We start from the raw sequence: 23,573 nt of genomic DNA on the forward strand, positions 1-23,573 counted from the left end.
AATTATTCCTCGATTTCATTCAGGTTGCGCCCGGCCAGTGCGGCTTTCACCGTCTGATCCATGCGGCGGGCGGCAAAGGCATCAGTCACCTGCGACAGGCGCTTGGTCTGCTGCTCGATGGCGTAACCATCGTTGCCTTTCATCAGTTCGGCCAGCTCCTGCATCTGCAGGTCGATGACCATGCGCTCTTCGGCGTCCAACAGGCGCTCGCCATCGGTATCGAGAGCGCCTTGCACGGCCTCAAGCAGGCGTTGCGCATCGACTTGCTGTTCACGCAGCACGCGAGCGACTTTGTCGTCACCGGCGTACTGGAACGAGTCCTTGAGCATTTTGGCGATTTCGCCGTCGGTCAGGCCGTAGGACGGCTTGACCTGGATGCTGGCTTCTACGCCTGAGCCCAGCTCACGCGCAGCCACGCTGAGCAGACCATCGGCGTCAACCTGGAAGGTCACGCGGATTTTCGCCGCACCGGCTACCATCGCCGGAATACCGCGCAATTCAAAGCGCGCCAGGGAGCGGCAGTCGCTGATCAGCTCGCGCTCACCTTGCAGCACATGAATCATCATGGCCGTCTGGCCATCTTTATAGGTGGTGAAGTCCTGGGCGCGGGCAACGGGGATGGTGGTGTTGCGTGGAATCACCTTCTCCATCAGGCCGCCCATGGTTTCCAGCCCCAGGGACAACGGGATCACGTCGAGCAGCAGCAATTCGCCACCGTCGCGCTTGTTGCCAGCCAGGGTATCGGCCTGGATCGCGGCGCCGATGGCGACGACTTGATCCGGATCGATTTCAGTCAGCGGCTGGCGACCAAATGCTTCAGCAACGGCTTCGCGCACACGCGGCACACGGGTCGAACCGCCGACCATGACCACGGCAGCCACGTCTTCCAGCTCAACGCCGGAATCACGTACCGCACGGCGACAGGCTTTAAGGCTGCGAGCGACCATTGGCTCGATCAGCGCGTCGAAGGCTTCGCGCGTCAGCTGAGCCGACCAGGAACCGTAGGAAACATCGACAGAGTTGGCGTCAGTCAGCGCTTCCTTGGCCGCACAGGCGGTTTGCAGCAAATGCCGCTGCTCGCCCGGGTCCAGGTCGGCAGACAAACCGGCGCTGGTGATGATCCAGCCGGCAATGGCGTGATCGAAGTCATCGCCGCCCAAGGCGGTATCGCCACCGGTGGCCAGCACCTCGAACACACCGCCGGTCAGGCGCAGGATCGAAATATCAAAGGTGCCGCCGCCCAGGTCGTAAATCGCAACCAGGCCTTCGGCGTGCTGATCCAGACCATAGGCCACAGCGGCCGCCGTCGGCTCATTGAGCAGGCGAAGCACGTTCAGACCGGCGAGTTTCGCCGCGTCCTTGGTGGCTTGGCGCTGAGCATCGTCAAAATACGCAGGCACGGTAATCACCGCGCCGACCAGTTCGCCGCCCAAGGTGGTTTCCGCGCGCTGGCGCAGCACCTTGAGGATATCGGCCGACACTTCCACCGGGCTTTTGGGGCCCTGGACGGTGTCGATGAATGGCATATGCGATTCGCCGCCGACAAAGCGATACGGCAGCTGGTCACCCAATTGCTTGACGTCGGACAGACCACGACCCATCAAGCGCTTGACCGACAGCACAGTGTTCAAAGGATCGGAGGACGCCGCCAGCTTGGCCGACTCACCAACTTCAATATGGTCAGCGTGATAGCGCACGGCCGACGGCAGGATAACCTGGCCATCGGCGTCGGGCAGCGGCTCGGATAGGCCGCTGCGCAAGGCGGCGACCAGGGAATTGGTGGTGCCCAGGTCAATCCCGACCGCCAGGCGACGCTGGTGCGGTTGAGGGCTTTGGCCGGGTTCGGCGATCTGCAGTAGGGCCATGGTAATCAGGTCTTATCTGTCTATCAGGCGTGCACGGGCAGCACTGGGTTAATCGTCGAGGCGCTCTTCTAGCTGGCGCACTTCGTAGGTGAGCTTGTCGAGGAACTGCATGCGCCGCATCAGGCGTTCGGCCTGTTCACGTTGCGCTGCATCATCCCAACAGGCTGCGAAGCTTTCGTTGAGCTCATCCTGGGCCATTTTCAGACGGCGCTTGAAGACTGCGACACCGGCCACATCGGCTTCGTCCTGCAAATCTTCGAGTTCTTCGCGCCACTGCATCTGCTGCATCAGGAAGTCCGGGTCGTGCACCGTGACTTCAATTGGCAACTCGCCACCGTTCATCGCGAGCAGGTAACGCGCGCGTTTCGGGGGGCTTTTAAGCGTCTGATAGGCTTCATTGAGGCTGGCCGACTTCTCCAGCGCCAGGCGTTGCTCACGCTCGGAAGCGTCAGCGAAGCGGTCCGGATGCACGCCACGCGCCAGTTCTCGGTAGCGCGTGGCAAGCTGCTCGAGGTCCAGCCGAAAGCTCGGCTGCAGCTCGAATAAAGCGAAATGACAAGGAGTACCCACAGATAGCCTCAGATGTTGAAGCTTTCGCCGCAGCCACATTCACCGCGTACGTTTGGGTTGTTGAACTTGAAGCCTTCGTTCAACCCTTCCTTGACGAAATCGAGCTCGGTGCCGTCCAGGTAGGTAAGGCTTTTAGGGTCGATGATCACTTTCTCGCCGTGACTTTCGAACACCTGATCCTCTTCGACCACCTCGTCGACAAACTCCAGCACGTAGGCAAGGCCGGAACAGCCCGTGGTGCGAACACCCAGACGAATCCCCTCACCTTTACCGCGCCCATTCAGGGAGCGGCGAATGTGCTGCGCAGCCGCTTCTGTCATGCTGATAGCCATCGTTGACTCCTTACTCGTCGCCAAATGCTTAGATCAAGCCTTTCTTCTGCTTGTAGTCGCGAACGGCCGCCTTGATGGCGTCTTCTGCGAGTACGGAGCAGTGAATTTTCACTGGCGGCAGGGCCAGTTCTTCGGCCAGCTGGGTGTTGCTGATGGTGACAGCCTCATCCAGGGTCTTGCCTTTCATCCACTCGGTCGCGAGGGAGCTTGAGGCAATGGCGGAACCGCAGCCGTAGGTCTTGAACTTGGCGTCTTCGATAACGCCAGCGTCGTTGACCTTGATCTGCAGGCGCATAACGTCGCCGCACGCCGGAGCGCCGACCATGCCAGTGCCGACATCAGGGTCTTCCGCGTTCATCTTGCCGACGTTGCGCGGGTTTTCGTAGTGGTCGATGACCTTTTCGCTGTAAGCCATGGTACTGAATCCTCACTCATCAGGGCCGCTCTGGAACCCTGTAAAAACGCCTGCGTTTTCCGCCACGTTCCTACAGAGCTTGGGTGGCGGCTTCTATATTTAGTGTGCCGCCCACTCGATCTTGGAAATGTCGACACCGTCTTTGTACATGTCCCACAGCGGCGACAGAACGCGCAGCTTGTTGACGGCTTCGCAGACTTTCTGCGCGGCGTAGTCGACTTGCTCTTCGGTGGTGAAACGGCCGAACGTAAAGCGGATCGAGCTGTGTGCCAGTTCGTCGTTGCGGCCCAGGGCGCGCAGCACGTACGAAGGCTCAAGCGAGGCCGAGGTGCAGGCCGAACCGGACGAAACCGCCAGGTCCTTGAGCGCCATGATCAGCGACTCGCCTTCGACGTAGTTGAAGCTCAAATTCAGGTTGTGCGGTACACGGGCGGTCATGCTGCCGTTGATGTACAGCTCTTCAAGGTTCTCGACCTGCTTGTAGAAGCGATCGCTCAAAGCCTTGATGCGCACGTTTTCGGCAGCCATGTCTTCTTTGGCTACACGGAAGGCTTCACCCATGCCGACGATCTGATGGGTCGCCAGGGTGCCGGAACGCATGCCGCGCTCGTGACCGCCGCCGTGCATGGTGGCTTCGATACGCACGCGAGGCTTGCGGCTCACGTACAGCGCGCCGATGCCTTTAGGACCGTAAGTCTTGTGGGCGGAGAACGACATCAGATCGACTTTCAGTTTCGACAGGTCGATGTCGACCTTGCCGGTGGACTGAGCCGCGTCGACATGCAGCAGGATGCCCTTGGAACGGGTCAGCTCGCCGATGGCCGCGATGTCGTTGATGGTGCCGATTTCGTTGTTCACGTGGATCACGGAAACCAGGATGGTGTCTTCACGCAGCGCGGCTTCGATCATGGCCGGGGTGACGATGCCGTCGGTGGTTGGCTCGAGGTAGGTGACCTCAAAACCTTCACGCTCCAGTTGGCGCATGGTGTCGAGGACAGCCTTGTGCTCAATCTTGGTGGTGATCAGGTGTTTGCCTTTGGTCGCGTAGAAATGCGCCGCGCCCTTGATTGCCAGGTTGTCGGACTCGGTAGCACCAGAGGTCCAGACAATTTCGCGTGGGTCGGCGCCCACCAGGTCAGCCACCTGGCGACGAGCGTTCTCGACCGCTTCCTCGGCTTTCCAGCCGAACACGTGGGAACGGGAGGCCGGGTTGCCGAAGTTTCCGTCAACCAGCAGGCATTCGCTCATCTTTTGCGCGACACGCGGATCAACCGGGGTGGTCGCTGAGTAATCAAGGTAAATCGGCAATTTCATGGACTTTCTCCTAAATCAGGCTGGCTGGCGTGCCGTTAGCTCTGCGGCTGTCACTCGACGGCGGACGCTTCGATCTTGTCCAGACGCGGCGCCTTGGTATTGCAACGGCGCTGGTCCTGACGCTGGGCTACTTCTTGCACCTCACGGCGAGTCACAAGATCAGCCAAGCTGATACCACTCAAAAACTCATGGATCTGCAGGCTCAAGTCACACCACAAGTGGTGCGTCAGGCAGGTGTCGCCGGCGTGGCAATCACCCAAACCCTGGCATTTGGTGGCATCGACGGATTCGTTGACCGCGTCGATCACCTGGGCTACCTGAATGCCCTGCATGTCGCGGGACAGTTGGTAGCCGCCACCCGGCCCACGTACGCTGGAAACCAAGTTGCTACGGCGCAATTTGGCAAACAGCTGTTCGAGGTAGGACAGGGAAATGCCTTGGCGCTCGGAGATATCGGCCAGGGACACCGGCCCAGTTTGCGCGTGCAAGGCCAGGTCAAGCATGGCGGTTACCGCGTATCGGCCTTTTGTAGTCAGTCTCATGGACAAGTACCAAGGTGTTTCAGAATGGGAGCAAGTATGCGATTCCCGAGTATTTAAGTCAACTATAAGACCTAGTACTTTAGTCAGGATTACCCGTAAAAAGGGCGCGCGAATTATAGCAGGATGGGGTGGGATCGAACAGCGCGAACAGGGGCCAAGCCTTATCTCAAGACCAGTGGAGATCAAATGTGGGAGCTGGCTTGCCTGCGAAAGCGGTGGATCAGTAATGAAAGGGTGGCTGGCAGACCGCTATCGCAGGCAAGCCAGCTCCCACAGGAGATTTTTACCGACCTTAAGACTCAGCCAGCCTTGGTGGCGGCCTCGCTCTTGATCTCGGCAAAGTCTTCTTCGCGCAGCTCAGGCAGATCTTTCGCACAATAGTTGCTGCCCAACTCCTTCAACGCGCCGCACATGCCGTCCAGCTTGCCATCGACTGCCTGCAAGTGGTCTAGCAACTGCCCGATGGCACGCGCCACGGGATCGGGCATGTCTTCGCTGACGCCGTAGGCGTCGAAGCCGATCTTTTCAGCCATGGCCTTGCGCTTGGCTTCCTGCTCATCGCCGACTTCCGGTTTGACGATAATCCGCCCGGAATGCCCACGACGGTGGCGCCAGGCGGTACGGCCTTGGTCACCACGGCGTTGGAGCCTACTTTGGCACCGGCACCCACCGTAAAGGGGCCGAGCACCTTGGCGCCCGCCCCTACCACCACGCCATCACCCAGCGTCGGGTGGCGCTTGCCTTTATTCCAGGTGGTACCGCCCAGGGTCACGCCTTGATACAAGGTCACGTCATCACCGATTTCGGCGGTCTCGCCAATCACAATGCCCATGCCATGGTCGATAAAGAAGCGACGCCCCACCTTGGCACCCGGGTGAATCTCGATGCCGGTCAACCAGCGGCCGAAGTTCGACACCACGCGCGCCAGCCATTTCCAGCCCATGCCCCACAACGCGCCGGACAGGCGGTGAATCCAGATCGCGTGCATGCCCGGGTAGCAGGTCAGCACTTCAAAGGCGTTGCGCGCCGCCGGGTCACGGTGGAAAACACTCTGGATATCTTCTCGCAAACGCTCGAACATTTTTAATCCTTCCGCTTAAGCAGCTCGCCACGGGCCGCTTTCTGGGTTTCCGTGAGGATGCCACGCAATATATTCATCTCTGCTCGACTGACCGAGCTGCGCCCGTACAAGCGACGCAGGCGTGCCATCAAGTGCCGTGGTTTTTCCGGATCGAGAAATTCGATGGCCACCAGGGTTTGCTCCAGGTGCTCATAGAATCGCTCCAGCTCGTCCATCGTGGCCAGTTCGCCACTCTTGGTCGATGCGACTTCATCCTTTTCTACCTTGCTCGGCTGACCTTCAGCGGCCAGCCAGGCCATGCGCACTTCATAACTCAATACCTGCACCGCCGCCCCGAGGTTCAGCGAACTGAATTCAGGGTCTGATGGAATGTGCACGTGGTAATGACATCGCTGCAGCTCTTCATTGGTGAGGCCGGAGTCTTCACGGCCGAATACCAAGGCGATTTCTGCGCCGCCGGCAGCTTCTTCCACTACTTTGGTGCCGCACTCGCGCGGATCCAGCAGCGGCCAGGGGATGCGACGGTCGCGGGCGCTGGTGCCGAGCACCAGGTTGCAGCCGACCAAGGCGTCTTCCAGCGTGGCGACGACCTGGGCTTTTTCGAGGATGTCATTGGCGCCGGATGCACGGGCATCGGCCTCGTGGTGCGGGAACACGCGCGGCTCGACCAGCACCAGGCGCGTCAGCCCCATGTTTTTCATGGCTCGCGCCACCCCGCCAATGTTGCCGGGATGACTGGTATTGACCAAAACGACACGAATGTTTTGCAGCAAGGGAGGCGCTCTCGGACACGGGAAAGGGGAGCAAATCTTACAGAACAGCCTAAGGTTATGCCATGAAAGCTAACGTCGTCCTTCACCTGAAGAAAGTTTCTGCTAGAATGCCCGGCTTTCTTTAACAACCTTAGGTGACACATCCATGCAGCCCATGCTGAATATCGCGCTGCGCGCCGCCCGCAGCGCCAGTGAATTGATCTTCCGCTCCATCGAGCGCCTGGATACCATCAAGGTCGACGAAAAAGACGCCAAGGATTATGTGTCCGAGGTGGATCGCGCCGCCGAACAGAAAATCATCGATGCGCTGCGCAAGGCCTACCCTACCCACAGCATCCTCGGCGAAGAAACCGGTTTGCACAAAGGCAGCGGCGAAGGCGAAGACTACCTGTGGATCATCGACCCACTGGATGGCACCACCAACTTCCTGCGCGGCATCCCACACTTTGCGGTGAGCATTGCCTGCAAATACCGTGGCCGCCTGGAACACGCAGTGGTTCTGGACCCGGTTCGCCAGGAAGAGTTCACCGCCAGCCGTGGCCGTGGCGCCCAGTTGAATGGTCGTCGCCTGCGTGTCAGCGGTCGCACCAGCCTGGACGGCGCCCTGCTGGGCACGGGCTTCCCGTTCCGTGACGACCAGATGGACAACCTGGAAAACTACCTGGGCATGTTCCGCGCCCTGGTTGGCCAGACCGCCGGTATCCGTCGCGCTGGCGCAGCCAGCCTGGACCTGGCTTATGTGGCTGCCGGCCGTTTTGATGCGTTCTGGGAGTCGGGCCTGTCCGAGTGGGACATGGCCGCAGGCGCCCTGCTGATTCAAGAGGCTGGCGGTTTGGTGAGCGACTTCACCGGCGGTCACGACTTCCTTGAGAAAGGCCACGTCGTTGCCGGCAACACCAAATGCTTCAAGGCAGTACTGACGGCGATCCAGCCGCACCTGCCGGCTTCGCTGAAGCGCTAAGCGAGCGAGCACAAAAAAGCACCCCGAGGGGTGCTTTTTTTATGCCTGGCATTTGGTGCGAACTCAAACACCAGCTACACAACAAATCAAATGTGAGAGGGGGCTTGCCCCCGATTGCGTGGACCAGTCAAAAATTCATTAACTGATGTAGCGCTATCGGGAGACAAGCCCCCTCCCACATTTTGAATTATGCCAGGCCTTGGATTACTGCTGGTTCTGGCCCAGCACCAAGCGCCCTTCCTTGTCGACCGGGATCTGACCACCCGGATCACGGTCCATCCGCACCGAACCTTCCTTGCCATCCAGGGTGTACCGCACGTCATAGCCGACAACCTTGTCGCTGATGTCGTTGACGGTGTTACACCGGGTTTGCGTGGTGGTGTAGGTATCGCGGTTCTGCATGCCTTCCTGAACCTTGTTACCGGCGTAACCGCCACCCACCGCACCGGCTACAGTCGCCAGCTTCTTGCCATTACCGCCACCAACCTGGTTGCCCAACAGGCCACCGGCCAGCGCACCCACCACGGTGCCGACGATTTGATGCTGATCCTGCACCGGCTTCTGCCGGGTTACGGCGACGTCCTTGCAGACCTCGCGCGGGGTTTTAATCTGGGTTTTCACCGGCTGCACCGCCAGCACTTGCGCATACTCAGGGCCGCTTTTTACCAGGCTGTAGGTGGCAACAGCACCCCCGGCAGTCACACCGACAGCACCCAATACCGCACCAACCAGCAACGACTTGTTCACGTGAACCTCCTGACCATCACAAGCGGACCGAAACGTCCGCGCTATACCCAGCCTTGGAGCAAAAAAAAAGGCGCGAGTTCAATACTCGCGCCTTCTTTGTAACAGCGTGTCAACAAGCGCCCATCAAGGGCGGTCGTCGACCTCCTTGCCGGTAGCGGCAGGAGGGATCAAGTCTTCGCTGTTGAGGTTCAGCCAGATCAGCACCACGTTGGCGATGTAGATCGACGAGTAGGTGCCCGCCAGAACGCCGATGAATAGCGCCAGGGAGAAGCCCCACAGGTTGTCGCCACCGAAGATCATCAGCGCAGCAATCGCCAGCAACGTGGAGATCGATGTCGCCATGGTCCGCAGCAGGGTCTGGGTGGTCGAGACGTTGATGTTCTCGATCAGCGACGCCTTGCGCAGTACACGGAAGTTTTCACGCACCCGGTCGAATACCACGATGGTGTCGTTGAGCGAGTAACCAATGATCGCCAGCACCGCCGCCAATACCGTCAGGTCGAAGGTGATCTGGAAGTACGCGAGGATGCCCACGGTCACGATCACGTCGTGGATCAGCGACACAATCGCGCCGACGCCGAACTTCCACTGAAAGCGGAACGCCAGGTAGATCATGATGCCGACCAGCGCCATCAGCATGCCGAGGCCGCCCTGGTCGCGCAGCTCTTCACCCACCTGCGGGCCTACGAACTCAACGCGCTTGACCGACGCCGGGTTGTCGCCGCCGACCTTCTGCAAGGCTTCGGCTACCTGGTGACCCAGTTGCGGGTCTTCACCTGGCATACGCACCAGCAGATCGGTAGTTGCACCAAAGCTCTGCACGATGGCTTCGTGATAGCCGGCCTTGACCAGCTCGTTGCGCACCAGGGTAACGTCGGCCGGCTTCTCGTAGGTCAGCTCGATGAGCGTACCGCCGGTGAAGTCCAGACCGTAGTTCAGGCCCTTATGGAACCAGCTGAACAGCGCCAGAACGGTAAGGAGCACAGTGACGCCGAACGCAATGTTGCGAACGCCCATGAAGTTGATTGTACGTAACATGGCAGCCCCTTAAATCCACAACTTCTTGAAGTCACGCCCGCCAAAGATCAGGTTGACCATTGCGCGGGTCACCATGATGGCCGTGAACATCGAGGTAAAGATACCGAGGGACATGGTGACCGCAAAACCTTTGACCGGGCCGGTGCCCATGGCAAAGAGAATCCCGCCGACCAGCAAAGTGGTCAAGTTGGAGTCAAGAATCGCGGTAAATGCCCGGCCGAAGCCTTCGTTGATTGCACGCTGTACGGTCATGCCCGCCGCGATCTCTTCACGAATCCGCGAGAAGATCAGTACGTTGGCGTCTACCGCCATACCCATGGTAAGCACGATACCGGCGATACCTGGCAGGGTCAGTGTAGCGCCCAGCAGCGACATCAGCGCCAGCAGCATGACCATGTTGCCCGCAAGGGCCACGGTGGCAATGATGCCGAAGAAGCGGTAGATGGCAATGATGAACAGCGACACGAACAGCATGCCCCACAAGGCCGCGTCGATACCCTTGGTGATGTTATCGGCACCCAGGCTCGGGCCAATGGTGCGCTCTTCAGCGAAGTACATCGGCGCCGCCAGGCCACCGGCACGCAGCAGCAGTGCCAGCTCGGACGATTCGCCCTGGCCGTTCAGGCCCGTGATGCGGAATTGAGCACCCAGTGGCGACTGGATGGTCGCCAGGCTGATGATCTTCTTCTCTTCCTTGAAGGTCTGCACCGGCACGTCTTTCTCGACGCCGTTGACCACTTGCTTGGTGTAGGTGGTGATCGGGCGTTGCTCGATGAAGATCACCGCCATGCTGCGACCAACGTTGCTGCGCGTGGCGCGGCTCATCAGTTCGCCGCCGTGACCATCCAGACGAATGTTCACTTCAGGCGTGCCGTGCTCGCCAAAACCAGCCTTGGCATCGGTGACCTGGTCGCCGGTGATGATCAAGCCACGCTCGATCAGCGCTGGAGGACGATTACCTTCACGGAACTCGAATTCTTCGGCAGTCGCGCGAGAAGCACCCGGCTCAGCAGCCAGACGGAACTCCAGGTTGGCGGTCTTACCCAGGATACGCTTGGCTTCAGCAGTGTCCTGCACGCCCGGCAACTCAACCACGATGCGGTTGGCGCCTTGACGCTGAACAATCGGCTCAGCCACACCCAGCTCGTTGACGCGGTTACGTACCGTGGTCAAGTTCTGCTTGATGGAGTATTCGCGGATTTCCGCCAGCTTGGCTGGGGTCATCGCCAGACGCAGTACAGGTTGACCATTGAGGTCGGCCGGCACGATGTCGAAATCGTTGAAGTTCTTGCGGATCAGCGCACGGGCCTGTTCGCGGGACGCTTCGTCAGAGAAGCCCAGCTGGATGGCACCGTTGAGCTGCGGCAGGCTGCGATAACGCAACTTCTCTTTGCGCAGCAGGCTCTTCACATCGCCTTCGTAGACTTTCAGGCGTGCGTCGAGGGCTTTGTCCATGTCGACTTCCAACAGGAAGTGCACACCGCCGGACAAGTCCAGACCCAGCTTCATCGGGTGCGCGCCAATGCTGCGCAGCCATTTTGGCGTGGTCTGTGCCAGGTTCAGCGCGACAACGTAGTCGTCACCCATGACCTTGCGCACAACGTCTTTGGCCGGTAATTGGTCTTCTGCCTTGGTCAGGCGCAACAAGCCGCCCTTCGCATCAGCCGCCAATGTTGCCGCTTTAACCTGAATGCCCGCGTCGGTGAGCGCTTTGCTCGCGCGTTCCAGGTCAGCCTGATTGACTTGCAGCGAAGTGCTGGCGCCCGTGATCTGGATCGCAGGGTCATCAGGATAAAGATTGGGAGCGGAATAAATAAAACCGATCGCCAGCACCGCCAGGATCAGTACGTATTTCCACAGAGGGTATTTGTTCAGCATCACGCCGCCCGCTTATAACGCGGGGCGCCTTGCGCGCCCCGTCGATTGGTAAAGGTTGTTACTCAGATCGCTTTGAGCGTGCCTTTTGGCAACGTGGCGGCGATGGCGCCCTTCTGGAACTTCATTTCTACGGTGTCGGAGACTTCCAGAACCACGAAAGCATCGGAAACCTTGGTGATCTTGCCGGCGATGCCGCCAGTGGTCACAACTTCGTCGCCTTTTTGCAGGCTGCCCAGCAGGTTTTTCTGCTCTTTGGCGCGCTTGGCCTGTGGACGCCAGATCATCAGGTAGAAGATGACCAGGAAGCCGACCAGGAAAATCCACTCAAAACCACCGCCCATAGGGCCGGCAGCGGCAGGCGCAGCGGCGTCAGCCATGGCATTAGAGATAAAAAAGCTCATTTAGCACTCCAGTTGCAAATAGTGAATCTTAGGGTCGGAAAACTCAGTCCAAGGGCGGCACAGGGAGCCCGCGCTTGGCATAGAAGGCATCGACGAAGGCGGCCAATGTACCCTGTTGAATAGCCTCGCGCAAACCAGCCATCAGGACTTGGTAGTGACGCAAATTGTGGATGGTATTCAACATGCTACCCAGCATTTCCCCGCACTTGTCCAGATGGTGCAGATAAGCGCGCGAGAAGTTCTGGCAGGTGTAGCAGTCACAGGTGGGATCCAGCGGCGAATCATCATGGCGATGGAACGCGTTACGGATCTTCAGCACGCCTGTATCGATGAACAGATGCCCATTGCGGGCATTACGGGTTGGCATCACGCAATCGAACATGTCCACACCGCGGCGCACACCCTCTACGAGATCCTCCGGTTTGCCAACGCCCATAAGGTAACGAGGTTTGTCAGCCGGCATCAGGCCCGGCAGGTAATCCAGCACCTTGATCATCTCGTGCTTGGGCTCACCCACCGACAAACCGCCGATGGCCAGGCCGTCAAAGCCGATCTTGTCCAGGCCTTCCAGCGAGCGCTTGCGCAGGCTTTCGTGCATGCCGCCCTGAACGATACCGAACAGCGCCGCGGTGTTGTCGCCATGGGCATTCTTCGAACGCTGAGCCCAACGCAGCGACAGCTCCATAGAGATACGCGCCACGTCTTCGTCCGCCGGGTACGGCGTGCATTCGTCAAAGATCATCACGATGTCGGAGCCCAGGTCGCGCTGCACCTGCATCGACTCCTCCGGGCCCATGAATACCTTGGACCCGTCGACCGGCGAGGCGAAGGTCACGCCCTCCTCCTTGATCTTGCGCATGGCGCCCAGGCTGAACACCTGGAAACCACCGGAGTCGGTGAGGATCGGGCCCTGCCACTTCATGAAGTCATGCAGGTCGCCATGCTTCTTGATCACTTCCGTGCCCGGGCGCAGCCACAGGTGGAAGGTGTTGCCGAGGATGATTTCGGCGCCGGTGGCGACGATGTCACGCGGCAGCATGCCTTTGACGGTGCCGTAGGTGCCCACGGGCATGAAGGCCGGGGTTTCGACGGTGCCGCGCGGAAACGTGAGGCGACCACGACGAGCCTTGCCATCCGTGGCCAACAATTCAAACGACATACGACTCATAGTTGTTCCTCAGGGCCCGCTTCTTTAGGAGCAGTCGGCGCAGGGTTTCGGGTGATAAACATCGCATCACCGTAGCTGAAAAAACGGTACTCGTTGGCGATGGCAGCTTGATAAGCGGCCATGGTTTCCGGGTAACCGGCAAATGCCGACACCAGCATCAACAGCGTGGATTCCGGCAAATGGAAGTTGGTGACCAGGCAATCGACCACATGAAACGGCCGGCCCGGGAAAATAAAGATATCGGTGTCGCCGCTGAACGGCTTGAGCACGCCATCACGCGCCGCACTCTCCAGCGAACGTACGCTGGTGGTGCCGACAGCAACAACACGACCGCCGCGCGCCTTGCACGCGGCCACTGCATCCACGACTTCCTGGCTGACTTCCAGCCACTCGCTGTGCATATGGTGGTCTTCGATGTTATCCACACGCACCGGCTGAAACGTGCCGGCCCCCACGTGCAGGGTCACGTAGGCGCTCTCGACGCCCTTGGCAGCAATCGCATCCAGCAACGGCTGGTCGAAATGCAGCCCGGCCGTCGGCGCGGCAACAGCGCCCAAGCGCTGCGAGTACACCGTCTGATAGCGCTCGCGGTCCGCATCTTCATCAGGGCGGTCTATATAAGGAGGCAACGGCATATGGCCGACGCGTTCCAGCAGCGGCAACACCTCTTCGGCAAACTTGAGCTCGAACAGCGCGTCATGGCGCGCGACCATCTCGGCCTCGCCACCGCCATCGATGAGGATGCTCGAACCCGGTTTCGGCGACTTGCTGGAGCGCACATGGGCCAGCACGCGATGGCTGTCCAGCACCCGCTCCACCAGAATTTCCAGCTTGCCGCCGGACGCTTTCTGGCCAAACAGCCGTGCCGGAATCACCCGGGTATTGTTAAACACCATCAAATCGCCTGGGCGCAAATGCTCAAGCAAATCAGTGAATTGACGGTGTGCGAGGGCACCGCTCACCCCGTCCAGGGTCAGCAGTCGACTGGCGCGACGCTCGGCCAAAGGGTGGCGAGCGATCAGCGAATCAGGGAGCTCAAAAGTAAAGTCAGCAACGCGCATGATGGGGTTCGTCTAGCAGGGCCGGGAAGTCTAGCGGAAATAGTGAAAATAGACCATGAAACGTGATTGACCAACGGTAATCTCATCTCTATACTTCGCCGCCATTGAGCCCTGATGGCGGAATTGGTAGACGCGGCGGATTCAAAATCCGTTTTCGAAAGGAGTGGGAGTTCGAGTCTCCCTCGGGGCACCATCTTAAAGAAAGACCTTGAAATTCAAGGTCTTTTTTTTCGCCTGTAAAAAAGTAAGCAGGCATAGGCGAACGCAGACGTTAAGGAGCCGGGACCATGGAATTGACGCTGGAAGCTGTTGCCCTTTTTGCTCTCAAGCTGGTGCACGAGACCGAAGGCGCGAGCCCGATTCTGCGCGATGACCTGGTCATGGATGGGTATGAGCGCGAGGTGTTCGGGTTGTTGGTGCGTCAGGGGGATTTGGCCGCGATTCGGCTCAAGCTTGATGAATGCCTGACGTTAGCACTCGACTCCCTGGGCGGGCCAAACACAGTGATGGGGCGTGAGCTGCAACGGCTCGCGGTGGACGTGCGCCAAGCGCCGACACTTGAAGCACTCGACGCCCCGCTCAACGCACTCAAGGACTACCTGAAAGCCATCCTGTGACGCGCAACTTACCGCCGCCCTTCAACCGCCATCCGCACCGCCAACCCCATCAGCACCGAGCCCATCACCCAGCGCTGCGCCACCTGCCAACCCGGGCGGGTGACGAAGAACACCGCGATGGAGCCCGCCATAACGGCAATCACCGAGTTGACGCTTACGCTGATGGCAATCTGCGTAAAGCCCAAAATCAGCGATTGCGTCAGCACACTGCCATGCCCGTTGGGGTCGATAAACTGCGGCAGCAAAGACAAATACATCACCGCAACTTTAGGGTTCAGCAGGTTGGTCACAAAGCCCATCATGAACAGCTTGCGCGGGCTGTCCTGGGGTAAATCCCGCACTTGAAACGGCGAACGACCACCCGGCTTGACCGCCTGCCAGGCCAGGTACACCAGGTACAACGCCCCGCCGAGCCGCAGCGCGTCGTAGGCAAACGGCACCGCCATCACCAGCGCGGTAATCCCCAATGCCGCGCACAACATGTAAACCACAAATCCCAGCGCAACACCGCCCAGCGAAATCAACCCGGCCGTACGCCCCTGGCAAATCGAGCGGGAAATGAGGTAAATCATGTTCGGCCCTGGCGTAAGTACCATGCCGAGTGAGATCAGGCCGTAGGCTAGCCAGCTGGACAGTTCGGGCATGGTGTCGCTCCTTAAGAGTTGTGCTGGGCACCATGGTAGGGCGATGAAAAGCAGGCCGTTAGATACAGATCCGCGAGCAAAACGTCATACACATAAACAAAAAAAGAGACATTGGCGTCCCAAGGTCTCTTTACTGCCAACACTGATTCAACGGATGTACACCCTCCACTGTGTGGGCTGGCTTGCCTGCGAAGGCGCCAGCCGCCACACCCTCAACTCACCCGCCTACACACCAACAGCGTCACCCTCCTCCATCACCCCATTCGGCAACATCCCATTGGCCAAATCATCCACCACCGCCTTCGCCATCTCCCCCAAATAATGCGCTGCCCAGGCGTAGCGATCCGCGCTGTTGTCCATGGCGGCATCCAACGCGAGCATTTTGGAACAGTGCAGAAGCTCGGAGGCATGCTCCAGGGCAACGCGGATGGGTACGCCGGCGTTGACGCGAAATAGGCGGTGGAGGTCGGGCTGTTGGCCCCCTTTTTAATTATCGTCGCTAACAGGATGACTTTTCCCACGCAAACCACCGAACAAACCCGACATCAACCTCTGATCCCCCCTCGTACCCTCACTCCCTCGCACAAGGAAGTGAGCCCGTCATGTCAGAACGCGCGTACCCCATCACCGAAGAAGAACAACTCAAACGGCGAATCCTGATTCCGCAGTCGAAACGAGAGCCCTATTCGCCGCCGATAGACTTATTCAACTTGGCACCTGCCCCGGCGCCTACGCCCGTAAAGCTTCCGGGCTGCGTGTTCACCAAACCCTGCCAACTGCCCGACGGCATCATTCGCTACAACGACCCCACCGGTTACGTACCGCTGGAGCTGATCAAGGACTACGGCCACTTCAGCCTGTTGGGTGGGCGCGAGGTGGACAGCCGAGGCGCGGTTGCTTTGCGCAAGATCAGCGGCAGCGCCCTGCCCGTTGGTTTAGGGCAGTTGGCGTTGCGTTCGGCGGTGGTGGAATCCGCAGCCACCGCAGCTGGCACTGTCGCCGGTGGATTATTGGCCGGTTTGGTGGCGCTGGCTTGGCCATCGGAACTAGGTGATAGCGCGCTCTACAGCGAGGAGCAACTGCGTTTGCTGCCACAGGCGCGGTCGCAGATGCGTTTGCATGTGGAGCAGCGTGAGGACGGCACGCTCAAGGGGTATGGGTTTTACACGGGCAACCATGCCGATTGGCAGATGATTGATGTGGTGCAGTTCCAAAGCCGTGGCGATCAGTTTGTGGCGGATTTGGGTGAGGGCGTGGAGCTGATCTGGACGCCTGCGGTTGATCCGGGCGACACGCTGGGTATTCCGGCATTGGAAGCTGCGCCGCAAGCGCCGGTGATTTGGATTTACCCACCGACCGAGAAGGCCGCGCAGATTCTGGTGAACCCGATTTATCCGCCGCAGTATCGGGATTTTATTCTGGTGTTCCCGATGGAGTCGGGGGTTCGGCCGCTGTATGTGGTGGTTAGCGTTCGGGCTGGGGATCACTCCTACCACACCAAGCCTAAACTCTTAGCTGCGTTTCCAAAAGCAAAATGGGCACGCTCTAAAACGCCCATGAAAGGAGGAGGTAAACGTCCTAGATGGAAAGATCCGGACGGGACAATCTATGAGTGGGACTTTCAACATGGCGCTGTCGAAAAGTACACCAAACATGGAGTTCATCTCGGCGAGTTCGACCATATAACCGGAAAACAACGAAAGCCAGCCGATCCTAGTAGGAGGGTAGAGCCATGAAACACGTAATTATGGGCGTTTTGCCTAACGAGGATTTTGCATCCTTTGAGAAAGAGCTATCTCTATCCACTCAAGAGCTAATGGAGATTATGGGATGGAGCCAGCCTGAGGATTGCGTATTTGATTACCCATTGACGGAAGAACAAACACTCAAAATCGAAAAAGCGTGTGCCTTAAAACTGCCCAACCACCTTGACCTGTTCCTTTCCTCACACGAGTAACCAACCTAAGAGAATTTAGCCTTATGCGCAGACTTTCACTAACAAACAAAAAACTCCGCAACATCCCCAGGCGCCTCAAAGCCCTGAGCCGCTGGGCCGACAGCTTCGAAGGCTGTTTCTACGAAGAGTTACCGCCACAACCTGACTACGTAACCGAAAGAATCCCCGTCATCGAAAACCTTGTTGAGGGCAAACAAACCACACCGGAAATTCAGGCGCACTGTGCTCAACAGTTGATCAATGTCTCAGGCCATCTGCTTAAAGCGCGACCAGACGACGCCCCTGAATGCTGGGTAGTCGCCTGCGTCATGCTTCCGGACATGTTCTCAAGCCGCGTCTGTGTCTACACCGATAAAGCTCGCTACTTGGGCCACACTCAACCTTTCGACTATGAGTACTTTCGCCAAGCTCGAATCACTGGCCGAAGCCTAGCCAAAGAATGGAGCCTGACCATCCCACCGGGGCTTCACGAAGTCGGCTTTCACTTCATTCACGAGAATGAAGACGGAGATATCTTCGAGTCAGAGCACTGGTACTTCGGCGAGGTCAGCACGACAGACGAAGACCCAGGCGGTGAGCGCTGGAAGTACCAGACCTTCAGGTCCTTCCAGGCGCAGCACCCGCATTTGTTCGGCCCGACCTCTTAGCTCGACTTGGCCCTGGTCCCTGCCCCTCAACACAATATCCCAGTGTTTTCATGCGCTGTTCCGCGTCGCCTTCGCGGCGTACCAAACGGATTTTTTGCTGCTAGAGGCGCACAGAACGTGGGAGCGCAGCGATGCAAGTGCTTCGGTCGGTCAGGCGTACCGAGGCGATCCCTTCGTAGCCTCGCTGGGGCTCGACAACTCCCACATTTGAGCCGGGCTGCTTCAGGTTTCGTTGAATACCAGCCGCGCGCGCAGGCCGCCCTGCTCCAGATTGTGCAGCGTAAGCCTGCATCCGATCTTCCCGACAATCATCTCCACAATCGCCAACCCCAGCCCAGCGCCATTGGCGTTATCCCGACTGTAAAACCGCTTAAACAACCGCTCCATTTCCGCTTCATCAATCCCCGGACCTTGGTCTTCCACGCTCAAGCAGTCAGCGCCGATCACCACTTTCACTTCGCCGCCCGCGGGGGAAAAGTTAAGCGCGTTAGTCACCAGGTTCTGCAGCGCAATCGCCAACGCCACCGGCTCGGTTTGCACCCAGCATTCGTCTTCCCCTTCCAACACCAACTCCACACCCTTTTCCATCGCCAGCGGCGTCAGCTCCGCCAGTTCTTCGCGCACCAGTTCCGTCAGTTGCACGGGCTTGCACACGGGGTTGTTCAGTTGCGGCTCGATGCGCGCCATGGTCAGCAACTGGCTCCCAATCCGCGTGGCGCGGTCCACGCCATTCACCAAAAAATCCAATGCTTCGCGCCGTTGTTCTTCGGTGACCGCGCTTTGAGCGTTCTGCGCATGAATGCGCAGGATCGCCAGCGGCGTGCGCAGTTCATGCGCGGCATCGGCGATAAAGCGGCGTTCGCGCTCGAGCAGGTCATCCATCTGCACCAACAACCGATTAAGCGCCGTTTGCATCGGTTCCAGATCAGTCGGCAGCGGCTTGAGGTGCAGCGGCTGCAAGGTGTCGGTACTGCGCCCGCGAATTGACATCACCATGGCGCGCAACGGTTTGAGCCCCCAGCCGATGGTTAGCCAGATCAATACGGTCAGCAGCGGCACGCCGATAAGGGTGGGCCAGAGGGTGTGGCGCACGATGCGTTCGATCAGGTCCTGGCGAATGTCGTCGCGCTCGCCCACCCAAATCAGCAAGCCCTGCTGCGGGTCGGCGAGGAGGAAGGCGCACCAGTCGTTGCCGTTATCCATGATGTCGTGGGCGCCGAGGGTAGTCGGCGGCGCAGCCAGCACGGGCGCCTCGGCGGAGCGCACGAGGAGTTGACCGTCGGTGCGCCATACCTGGAAGGTCAGGCGGGTTTCATACGGGTGGGCGACGCCGTCTTCGCCGACGCGGCTCATGGCGTGGTCGAAGGCTTGATACAAGCGGTCCCAATCCGCTTCGCCTGGGTCGCGCTGGCGCAGTACGCCTTGCAGCAGGCGCGCGCTTTGGGCGAGTTGGGCGTCATAGACTTCTTCGATTTCATGGTGGCTGTCGCGCAGCACCAGCCAGCTGATCAGCGCGTCGCCGAGCAAAATAAACACCAGCACCGGAATGAGGATGCGCGCGCGAACAGAGGTCATGGCTCGAGCGCCAGCACATAGCCGACGCCGCGCACGGTGCGGATCAGCTCGGTGGATAACTTTTTGCGCAGGTTATGGATCAGCACTTCCAGGGTGTTGCTCTCCACCCGGTCCTGCCAACCGTACAGCGCGCGGGACAGGCGCTCGCGGGTCACGACTTTGCCGGGGCGCACCATCAATTGGTGCAGCAGCTGGTATTCCATCGGGGTGACGATGATGTCTTGATCCTGATAACGCACTTGCTGGGTAGCCGGGTCGAGGCTGACGCCGGCGTGTTCCAGCATCGGTTGCGCGCGGCCCTGGCTGCGGCGCAGCAAGGCGCGCACGCGGGCTTTGAGTTCTTCGACGTCGAAGGGTTTGATCAGGTAGTCGTCGGCGCCAGCATCCAGGCCGGCGATGCGCTCGGCGGTGCCATCGCGGGCAGTGAGGATCAGCACCGGCAGGTCGTGCTGCCCGGCGCGCAGTTGCTGCAGTAGGTCGAGGCCGTCGAGGCGTGGCAGACCGAGGTCGAGCAGGAGCAAATCGAAGCTTTCGGTGCGCAGTGCGTGCAAGGCGCTGAGGCCATCCTGCAGCCAATCCAGGGTGTAGCCTTCTGCGCCCAATGCCACGCGAATGCCCTGGCCGAGGGCACGATCATCTTCGACTAGGAGTAGGCGCATTGCGGAATCTCTGTAGGAAACGGCGGAATGATGCCGGTTCTGCAGCGGCCCCTTCGGGGAAAGATGTTACGGCGCGTTGCCAACTAAGGTTGCGCTAAGGTTGGTTTTGCACTGTGAAATCTCCCACATCTGCTGAGAGCTTTTCCATGCGCAAAATTCTCCTGCTGTCCCTGATTATCGCCAGCCCCATGGCCCTCGCCGGCCCGCAGTGCACCACCGCCGAACGCTCGCAGTGGCAAGACGAAAAAGCCTTCCAGGACACGCTCAAGGCGCAAGGGTACGAGATCAGCAAGTTCAAGGTCACCGACGGCAACTGCTACGAGATCTACGGCTTCGACAAAGACAAACGCAAGGTCGAGATCTACCACGACCCGGTCACCGGCAAAGCCGTGAAGACTGAGATCAAGGGCTGATGCCAAGCGAATCCCTGCGCCTGTGGGACCCTCTGGTAAGGCTGTTTCATCTGTCTATCGCCGGGGTCTTCGTCGCCAACTACTTCTTTAACGAAGCGGGCGACGACTGGCATGTGTGGCTGGGCTACTACGCCATGGCCTGGTTGCTGGTGCGACTGGTGTGGGGGTTCGTAGGACCGCGCAGTGCACGTTGGTCAGATTTCTGGCCATCGCCTGCGCGACTCAGTGCCCATGTGCGTCGGGTGTTGGACGGGCGAGGGCTGCACCGCCTCGGTCATTCGCCCATCGGCGCGCTGGTAATGCTGTTGATGTTGTCGGCGCTGCTGATCCTCGGTATCAGCGGTTTCCTGATGCAGGAAGTCGACGCGTTATGGGGTGCCGACTGGCCGCTGCAAGTCCACGAAACCGCCGCCAATGTGCTGTTGGCTCTGGTCTGCGTGCATGTGCTGGCCGCCGTGTATGAAAGTCTCCAGGTGAAGGACAACCTGCCGTTATCCATGCTCACCGGTCGCAGGAAGCGCCTGCCGGATGAGCGTGCGCAGTAATCCTTTTCCCAACAGGTTCTCTATGCGCTCCGCCTTACTGATCTGCAGCCTGCTCGCGGTGTTTTTCGCCGCCTGGCAAAGCCATCCGCCGCACGTGCTGGCGCCGTTTGCCCAGGCGAGCCCGAATACCTCCAAGGTTGCGACGGCGCCGCAATACACCAGCCGCTTTGTGTCCTCGCAACTCACCGACTTTGTGCACGCCTCCTCCGTCACCGCCCTGCCCGGCGGCGACTTGATGGCCGTGTGGTTTGCCGGCAGCCGCGAAGGCGCCGCCGATGTGCAGGTGCGCACCGCAAGGTTTGATGCGCGCAGCGGCGAATGGGGCGCCGAGCAGGTGCTGGCCACGCGCGAAAGTACCCGCGACGGCACGCAGCGCTACATTCGCAAACTGGGCAACCCGGTGATTGCGCTGGGGCCGGATAAACGCCTGTGGATGTTTTATGTGTCGGTGTCGGTCGGCGGCTGGGCCACCAGCGCGATCAACGTGATGGTCTCCACTGACCTGGGCGCAAACTGGTCGGCGCCGCGGCAATTGGTGACCTCACCGTTCTTTAATATCAGCACGCTGGTGCGCGCCGCGCCGGTGTTTCACGCCGACGGTTCGATTGGCTTGCCGGTGTATCACGAGTTCATGGGCAAGTTTGCCGAGTACCTGTACTTGAGCCCCGACGGCGCGGTGATCGACAAATTCCGCATCAGCCGTGGCAAGCACTCCCTGCAGCCGACCATCGTGGCGCAGGACGGCCAGCGCGCCGTGGCGATGTTGCGCTACGCCGGCGAAACCCATCACCGCGTGCTCGCCAGCCGCACCATTGATGCCGGGCAAACCTGGAGTGAGCCGTACCCGCTGGCGCCGGCCAACCCCAATTCATCCCTGGCGGCAGTGGCTACTGAGGATGACGGTTTGCTGGTGGCCCTCAACGACTTGCAAGACGGTCGCTTCAAGCTCAGCCTCTACGGCACCAACGCCCAGTTCAGCCAATGGCGCACGGTGGTGGAACTGGACCAGTCGCCCGACCCGCTCGGCCAGCCGTTCTCCCACGAGGCTTACAAAGAAATCATCGGCGAGGGCTTTCGCGCCTCCAGCGGCGCCAAGCGTCTGCCACTGGAACAACGCTTTCTGAGCAACCTGGATTACCGCGTGTGCAAACCGCGCGGCTGCGATTTCGAGTACGAGTACCCGTATTTCAGCCGCAGCCCGGACGGCATGTACCACGTGGTGTACTCGTGGAATAACACCTTTATCAAACATGTCAGCTTCAACGAAGCCTGGCTGGCGGAGCATTTGTGATGGTTTCTGTGTGGCAGGCCCATTTGAGTTTTGTGCTGCTGGGGTTTGTGCTCTTAAGCCTGTTTCGCTTTACCGCGCCGTGGCGGCCGTGGTTGCTGCCGATGCTGGTGGCGCTGAGTTTTATCCCGGTGAATGAACTGCCGTTGGCGGCGTACGTGCGCAGCTTTACCGATGACCTGGCGATCAGCACCTTGGTGTTGCTGGCGGGGGTGACGCTGTGCCGATTGGGCGTGGTGCAGCCGGTTAATCGCCCACATCAAGTGCAACTGCTGGTGCTGTTTGGCACGCTGAGCCTGCTGCTGTATCCGGCCACGATGGGCCTGACGTATTACGACCCTTACCGCTGGGGCTTCAACCCACGGCCGATGATTGTGCTGGTGGGCGCGGCGGCCTTACTGCTGCTCTGGCTACGCAACACGTTGGTGGTGTGGATGCTGGCAGCGGGCACCCTGGCCTTCGCGCTGCGGCTCAAGGCGTCGGAGAACTATTGGGATTACCTGATCGATCCGCTCCTGGCGAGCTACTGCGTAGTCGCCGGGTTAATGCAACTCAACCTGTGGGAGCGGGCTTGCTCGCGAAAGCGGCGTGTCAGGTAACAACGCTGGCACTGATAAACCGCTTTCGCGGGCAAGCCCGCTCCCACATTGGATCAGCGTCGTTTTGGAGGTTGGAAAGGGATACTGATGGCGATCCGCTCCCGGCGGGCTACTGCGTAGTCACTGGTTAACGCAATCCAAACTGTGGGAGCTGGCTTGCCTGCGAAAGCGGCGTGTCAGGTAACAACGCTGGCACTGATAAACCGCTTTCGCGGGCAAGCCCGCTCCCACATTGGAGTGGCGTCGTTTTGGAGATTGGGAAGGGTCAGTGATGGCGATCCGCTCCCGACGGGCTACTGCGTAGTCACTGGTTAACGCGATCCAAACTGTGGGAGCTGGCTTGCCTGCGGAGGCGGCGTGTCAGGCAACAACGCTGGCACTGATAAACCGCTTTCGCGGGCAAGCCCGCTCCCACATTGGAGTGGCATCGTTTGGGAAATTGGGAAGGGTCACTGATGGCGATCCGCTCCCGACGGGCTACTG

The 23,573-nt window shown here is 59.7% G+C and carries 25 protein-coding genes, 1 tRNA gene and 2 pseudogenes; 10 read left to right on the forward strand and 18 right to left on the reverse strand.

The genetic code is table 11. From position 1 onward, the window contains the following. Window positions 1-2: 2 nt before the first annotated feature. The 8 genes and pseudogenes from hscA to trmJ form a co-directional block, all read right to left on the reverse strand. Window positions 3-1,865, reverse strand: a complete 1,863-nt coding sequence (hscA, locus tag AB5I78_RS24030) for a Fe-S protein assembly chaperone HscA (RefSeq protein ID WP_369302140.1) — start codon at window positions 1,863-1,865, stop codon at window positions 3-5. Window positions 1,866-1,913: 48 nt separating this feature from the next. Continuing rightward, window positions 1,914-2,435 (reverse strand): co-chaperone HscB, encoded by a 522-nt coding sequence (gene hscB / locus AB5I78_RS24035; RefSeq protein ID WP_242199880.1) that lies wholly within the window; start codon window positions 2,433-2,435, stop codon window positions 1,914-1,916. A gap of 8 nt (window positions 2,436-2,443) precedes the next feature. Then, entirely contained in the window at window positions 2,444-2,767 is a 324-nt protein-coding gene (gene iscA, locus AB5I78_RS24040; protein ID WP_003209680.1) for an iron-sulfur cluster assembly protein IscA, read from the reverse strand. Window positions 2,768-2,795: 28 nt separating this feature from the next. After that, a complete protein-coding gene (iscU, locus tag AB5I78_RS24045) occupies window positions 2,796-3,182 on the reverse strand; it encodes a Fe-S cluster assembly scaffold IscU (protein WP_003175965.1) in 387 nt (128 codons plus the stop codon). Window positions 3,183-3,281: 99 nt separating this feature from the next. Beyond that, the gene (locus tag AB5I78_RS24050; RefSeq protein WP_017530022.1) at window positions 3,282-4,496 is read right to left on the reverse strand and encodes an IscS subfamily cysteine desulfurase; all 1,215 of its coding nucleotides are present in this window, start codon (window positions 4,494-4,496) and stop codon (window positions 3,282-3,284) included. Window positions 4,497-4,546: 50 nt separating this feature from the next. Next, window positions 4,547-5,038 carry a Fe-S cluster assembly transcriptional regulator IscR gene (gene iscR, locus AB5I78_RS24055; RefSeq protein WP_003194020.1) on the reverse strand — a complete coding sequence of 164 codons (492 nt, stop codon included), beginning with the start codon at window positions 5,036-5,038 and terminating at the stop codon, window positions 4,547-4,549. Between the two features lie 299 nt (window positions 5,039-5,337). Next, window positions 5,338-6,119 (reverse strand): annotated as a pseudogene (gene cysE, locus AB5I78_RS24060) (serine O-acetyltransferase). A 2-nt stretch (window positions 6,120-6,121) separates the two neighbouring features. Beyond that, window positions 6,122-6,892: a tRNA (cytosine(32)/uridine(32)-2'-O)-methyltransferase TrmJ gene (trmJ, locus tag AB5I78_RS24065; RefSeq protein WP_003210307.1), complete on the reverse strand. Its 771-nt coding sequence runs from the start codon at window positions 6,890-6,892 to the stop codon at window positions 6,122-6,124. A gap of 145 nt (window positions 6,893-7,037) precedes the next feature. Between trmJ and suhB the strand changes: the two genes are divergently transcribed. Continuing rightward, on the forward strand, window positions 7,038-7,853 hold the full coding sequence (gene suhB / locus AB5I78_RS24070; protein ID WP_369302141.1) for an inositol-phosphate phosphatase: 816 nt from the start codon (window positions 7,038-7,040) through the stop codon (window positions 7,851-7,853). A gap of 204 nt (window positions 7,854-8,057) precedes the next feature. On the opposite strand, the gene AB5I78_RS24075 is transcribed toward suhB, so the two are convergent. The 6 genes from AB5I78_RS24075 to queA all read right to left on the reverse strand — a co-directional run bounded on the left by AB5I78_RS24075 (window position 8,058) and on the right by queA (window position 14,146). Beyond that, window positions 8,058-8,600, reverse strand: coding sequence for a glycine zipper 2TM domain-containing protein (locus AB5I78_RS24075; RefSeq protein WP_015885750.1), 543 nt, complete (start codon window positions 8,598-8,600; stop codon window positions 8,058-8,060). A gap of 123 nt (window positions 8,601-8,723) precedes the next feature. Then, complete coding sequence (gene secF, locus AB5I78_RS24080; RefSeq protein WP_106578267.1) at window positions 8,724-9,638, reverse strand: protein translocase subunit SecF; 915 nt, start codon at window positions 9,636-9,638, stop codon at window positions 8,724-8,726. A 9-nt stretch (window positions 9,639-9,647) separates the two neighbouring features. Then, a complete protein-coding gene (gene secD / locus AB5I78_RS24085; protein WP_106578266.1) occupies window positions 9,648-11,516 on the reverse strand; it encodes a protein translocase subunit SecD in 1,869 nt (622 codons plus the stop codon). Between the two features lie 62 nt (window positions 11,517-11,578). Beyond that, complete coding sequence (yajC, locus tag AB5I78_RS24090) at window positions 11,579-11,917, reverse strand: preprotein translocase subunit YajC (protein WP_003175975.1); 339 nt, start codon at window positions 11,915-11,917, stop codon at window positions 11,579-11,581. A gap of 43 nt (window positions 11,918-11,960) precedes the next feature. Next, the gene (gene tgt, locus AB5I78_RS24095; protein WP_003175976.1) at window positions 11,961-13,076 is read right to left on the reverse strand and encodes a tRNA guanosine(34) transglycosylase Tgt; all 1,116 of its coding nucleotides are present in this window, start codon (window positions 13,074-13,076) and stop codon (window positions 11,961-11,963) included. Window positions 13,077-13,081: 5 nt separating this feature from the next. Next, window positions 13,082-14,146 carry a tRNA preQ1(34) S-adenosylmethionine ribosyltransferase-isomerase QueA gene (gene queA, locus AB5I78_RS24100; protein WP_119736825.1) on the reverse strand — a complete coding sequence of 355 codons (1,065 nt, stop codon included), beginning with the start codon at window positions 14,144-14,146 and terminating at the stop codon, window positions 13,082-13,084. 108 nt (window positions 14,147-14,254) lie between these two features. Between queA and AB5I78_RS24105 the strand changes: the two genes are divergently transcribed. Both AB5I78_RS24105 and AB5I78_RS24110 read left to right on the forward strand, forming a co-directional pair. Beyond that, window positions 14,255-14,339 (forward strand) — tRNA-Leu (locus AB5I78_RS24105). A gap of 94 nt (window positions 14,340-14,433) precedes the next feature. After that, on the forward strand, window positions 14,434-14,763 hold the full coding sequence (locus tag AB5I78_RS24110) for a hypothetical protein (RefSeq protein ID WP_369302142.1): 330 nt from the start codon (window positions 14,434-14,436) through the stop codon (window positions 14,761-14,763). Window positions 14,764-14,771: 8 nt separating this feature from the next. Here AB5I78_RS24110 and AB5I78_RS24115 read toward each other — a convergent pair whose 3' ends face one another. Together AB5I78_RS24115 and AB5I78_RS24120 are read right to left on the reverse strand one after the other, a co-directional pair. Continuing rightward, window positions 14,772-15,407, reverse strand: a complete 636-nt coding sequence (locus AB5I78_RS24115; protein ID WP_145164208.1) for a LysE family translocator — start codon at window positions 15,405-15,407, stop codon at window positions 14,772-14,774. Between the two features lie 225 nt (window positions 15,408-15,632). Next, window positions 15,633-15,887 (reverse strand): annotated as a pseudogene (locus AB5I78_RS24120) (DUF3077 domain-containing protein); the annotation flags it as partial. Between the two features lie 122 nt (window positions 15,888-16,009). Here AB5I78_RS24120 and AB5I78_RS24125 point away from each other — a divergent pair. The 3 genes from AB5I78_RS24125 to AB5I78_RS24135 are packed head-to-tail and all read left to right on the forward strand — an operon-like array spanning window position 16,010 to window position 18,011. Continuing rightward, window positions 16,010-17,143, forward strand: a complete 1,134-nt coding sequence (locus AB5I78_RS24125; protein WP_369302143.1) for a colicin E3/pyocin S6 family cytotoxin — start codon at window positions 16,010-16,012, stop codon at window positions 17,141-17,143. Continuing rightward, window positions 17,140-17,364, forward strand: a complete 225-nt coding sequence (locus AB5I78_RS24130) for a pyocin S6 family toxin immunity protein (RefSeq protein WP_262209915.1) — start codon at window positions 17,140-17,142, stop codon at window positions 17,362-17,364. The genes AB5I78_RS24125 and AB5I78_RS24130 overlap by 4 nt, the downstream gene beginning before the upstream one ends. A gap of 23 nt (window positions 17,365-17,387) precedes the next feature. Further along, a complete protein-coding gene (locus AB5I78_RS24135) occupies window positions 17,388-18,011 on the forward strand; it encodes a DUF3916 domain-containing protein (protein WP_369302144.1) in 624 nt (207 codons plus the stop codon). 222 nt (window positions 18,012-18,233) lie between these two features. Here the strand turns inward: AB5I78_RS24135 and AB5I78_RS24140 are convergent, their stop codons facing one another. After that, complete coding sequence (locus AB5I78_RS24140) at window positions 18,234-19,586, reverse strand: ATP-binding protein (protein ID WP_369302145.1); 1,353 nt, start codon at window positions 19,584-19,586, stop codon at window positions 18,234-18,236. Beyond that, window positions 19,583-20,245, reverse strand: coding sequence for a response regulator (locus AB5I78_RS24145; protein ID WP_242199870.1), 663 nt, complete (start codon window positions 20,243-20,245; stop codon window positions 19,583-19,585). The genes AB5I78_RS24140 and AB5I78_RS24145 overlap by 4 nt, the downstream gene beginning before the upstream one ends. Window positions 20,246-20,391: 146 nt before the next feature. Here AB5I78_RS24145 and AB5I78_RS24150 point away from each other — a divergent pair, with 146 nt between their 5' ends. From AB5I78_RS24150 to AB5I78_RS24165, 4 genes are read left to right on the forward strand one after another with little or no spacing between them, the layout of a single operon-like run. Continuing rightward, complete coding sequence (locus tag AB5I78_RS24150; protein ID WP_119736807.1) at window positions 20,392-20,658, forward strand: PepSY domain-containing protein; 267 nt, start codon at window positions 20,392-20,394, stop codon at window positions 20,656-20,658. Continuing rightward, the gene (locus AB5I78_RS24155) at window positions 20,658-21,203 is read left to right on the forward strand and encodes a cytochrome b/b6 domain-containing protein (protein WP_369302146.1); all 546 of its coding nucleotides are present in this window, start codon (window positions 20,658-20,660) and stop codon (window positions 21,201-21,203) included. The genes AB5I78_RS24150 and AB5I78_RS24155 overlap by 1 nt, the downstream gene beginning before the upstream one ends. A gap of 22 nt (window positions 21,204-21,225) precedes the next feature. Next, window positions 21,226-22,494 carry an exo-alpha-sialidase gene (locus AB5I78_RS24160; RefSeq protein ID WP_262209923.1) on the forward strand — a complete coding sequence of 423 codons (1,269 nt, stop codon included), beginning with the start codon at window positions 21,226-21,228 and terminating at the stop codon, window positions 22,492-22,494. After that, on the forward strand, window positions 22,494-23,090 hold the full coding sequence (locus AB5I78_RS24165) for a hypothetical protein (RefSeq protein ID WP_369302147.1): 597 nt from the start codon (window positions 22,494-22,496) through the stop codon (window positions 23,088-23,090). Before AB5I78_RS24160 ends, AB5I78_RS24165 begins: the two co-directional genes overlap by 1 nt. Window positions 23,091-23,573: the final 483 nt, after the last annotated feature.

Origin of the sequence: Pseudomonas sp. N2-3-1-14 (genome assembly GCF_041228395.1) — a bacterium.
Taxonomy (GTDB): domain Bacteria; phylum Pseudomonadota; class Gammaproteobacteria; order Pseudomonadales; family Pseudomonadaceae; genus Aquipseudomonas.

Coding starts and splice junctions, on each gene's coding strand:
- AB5I78_RS24115 (WP_145164208.1), bottom strand. CDS start 15,407: ATGCCCGAACTGTCCAGCTGGCTAGCCTACGGCCTGATCTCACTCGGC.
- AB5I78_RS24165 (WP_369302147.1), top strand. CDS start 22,494: ATGGTTTCTGTGTGGCAGGCCCATTTGAGTTTTGTGCTGCTGGGGTTT.
- iscU (WP_003175965.1), bottom strand. CDS start 3,182: ATGGCTTACAGCGAAAAGGTCATCGACCACTACGAAAACCCGCGCAAC.
- AB5I78_RS24125 (WP_369302143.1), top strand. CDS start 16,010: ATGTCAGAACGCGCGTACCCCATCACCGAAGAAGAACAACTCAAACGG.
- yajC (WP_003175975.1), bottom strand. CDS start 11,917: ATGAGCTTTTTTATCTCTAATGCCATGGCTGACGCCGCTGCGCCTGCC.
- AB5I78_RS24155 (WP_369302146.1), top strand. CDS start 20,658: ATGCCAAGCGAATCCCTGCGCCTGTGGGACCCTCTGGTAAGGCTGTTT.
- iscR (WP_003194020.1), bottom strand. CDS start 5,038: ATGAGACTGACTACAAAAGGCCGATACGCGGTAACCGCCATGCTTGAC.
- iscA (WP_003209680.1), bottom strand. CDS start 2,767: ATGGCTATCAGCATGACAGAAGCGGCTGCGCAGCACATTCGCCGCTCC.
- AB5I78_RS24130 (WP_262209915.1), top strand. CDS start 17,140: ATGAAACACGTAATTATGGGCGTTTTGCCTAACGAGGATTTTGCATCC.
- AB5I78_RS24145 (WP_242199870.1), bottom strand. CDS start 20,245: ATGCGCCTACTCCTAGTCGAAGATGATCGTGCCCTCGGCCAGGGCATT.
- AB5I78_RS24160 (WP_262209923.1), top strand. CDS start 21,226: ATGCGCTCCGCCTTACTGATCTGCAGCCTGCTCGCGGTGTTTTTCGCC.
- tgt (WP_003175976.1), bottom strand. CDS start 13,076: ATGTCGTTTGAATTGTTGGCCACGGATGGCAAGGCTCGTCGTGGTCGC.
- AB5I78_RS24110 (WP_369302142.1), top strand. CDS start 14,434: ATGGAATTGACGCTGGAAGCTGTTGCCCTTTTTGCTCTCAAGCTGGTG.
- AB5I78_RS24150 (WP_119736807.1), top strand. CDS start 20,392: ATGCGCAAAATTCTCCTGCTGTCCCTGATTATCGCCAGCCCCATGGCC.
- secD (WP_106578266.1), bottom strand. CDS start 11,516: ATGCTGAACAAATACCCTCTGTGGAAATACGTACTGATCCTGGCGGTG.
- hscA (WP_369302140.1), bottom strand. CDS start 1,865: ATGGCCCTACTGCAGATCGCCGAACCCGGCCAAAGCCCTCAACCGCAC.
- AB5I78_RS24135 (WP_369302144.1), top strand. CDS start 17,388: ATGCGCAGACTTTCACTAACAAACAAAAAACTCCGCAACATCCCCAGG.
- secF (WP_106578267.1), bottom strand. CDS start 9,638: ATGTTACGTACAATCAACTTCATGGGCGTTCGCAACATTGCGTTCGGC.
- AB5I78_RS24050 (WP_017530022.1), bottom strand. CDS start 4,496: ATGAAATTGCCGATTTACCTTGATTACTCAGCGACCACCCCGGTTGAT.
- suhB (WP_369302141.1), top strand. CDS start 7,038: ATGCAGCCCATGCTGAATATCGCGCTGCGCGCCGCCCGCAGCGCCAGT.
- queA (WP_119736825.1), bottom strand. CDS start 14,146: ATGCGCGTTGCTGACTTTACTTTTGAGCTCCCTGATTCGCTGATCGCT.
- AB5I78_RS24140 (WP_369302145.1), bottom strand. CDS start 19,586: ATGACCTCTGTTCGCGCGCGCATCCTCATTCCGGTGCTGGTGTTTATT.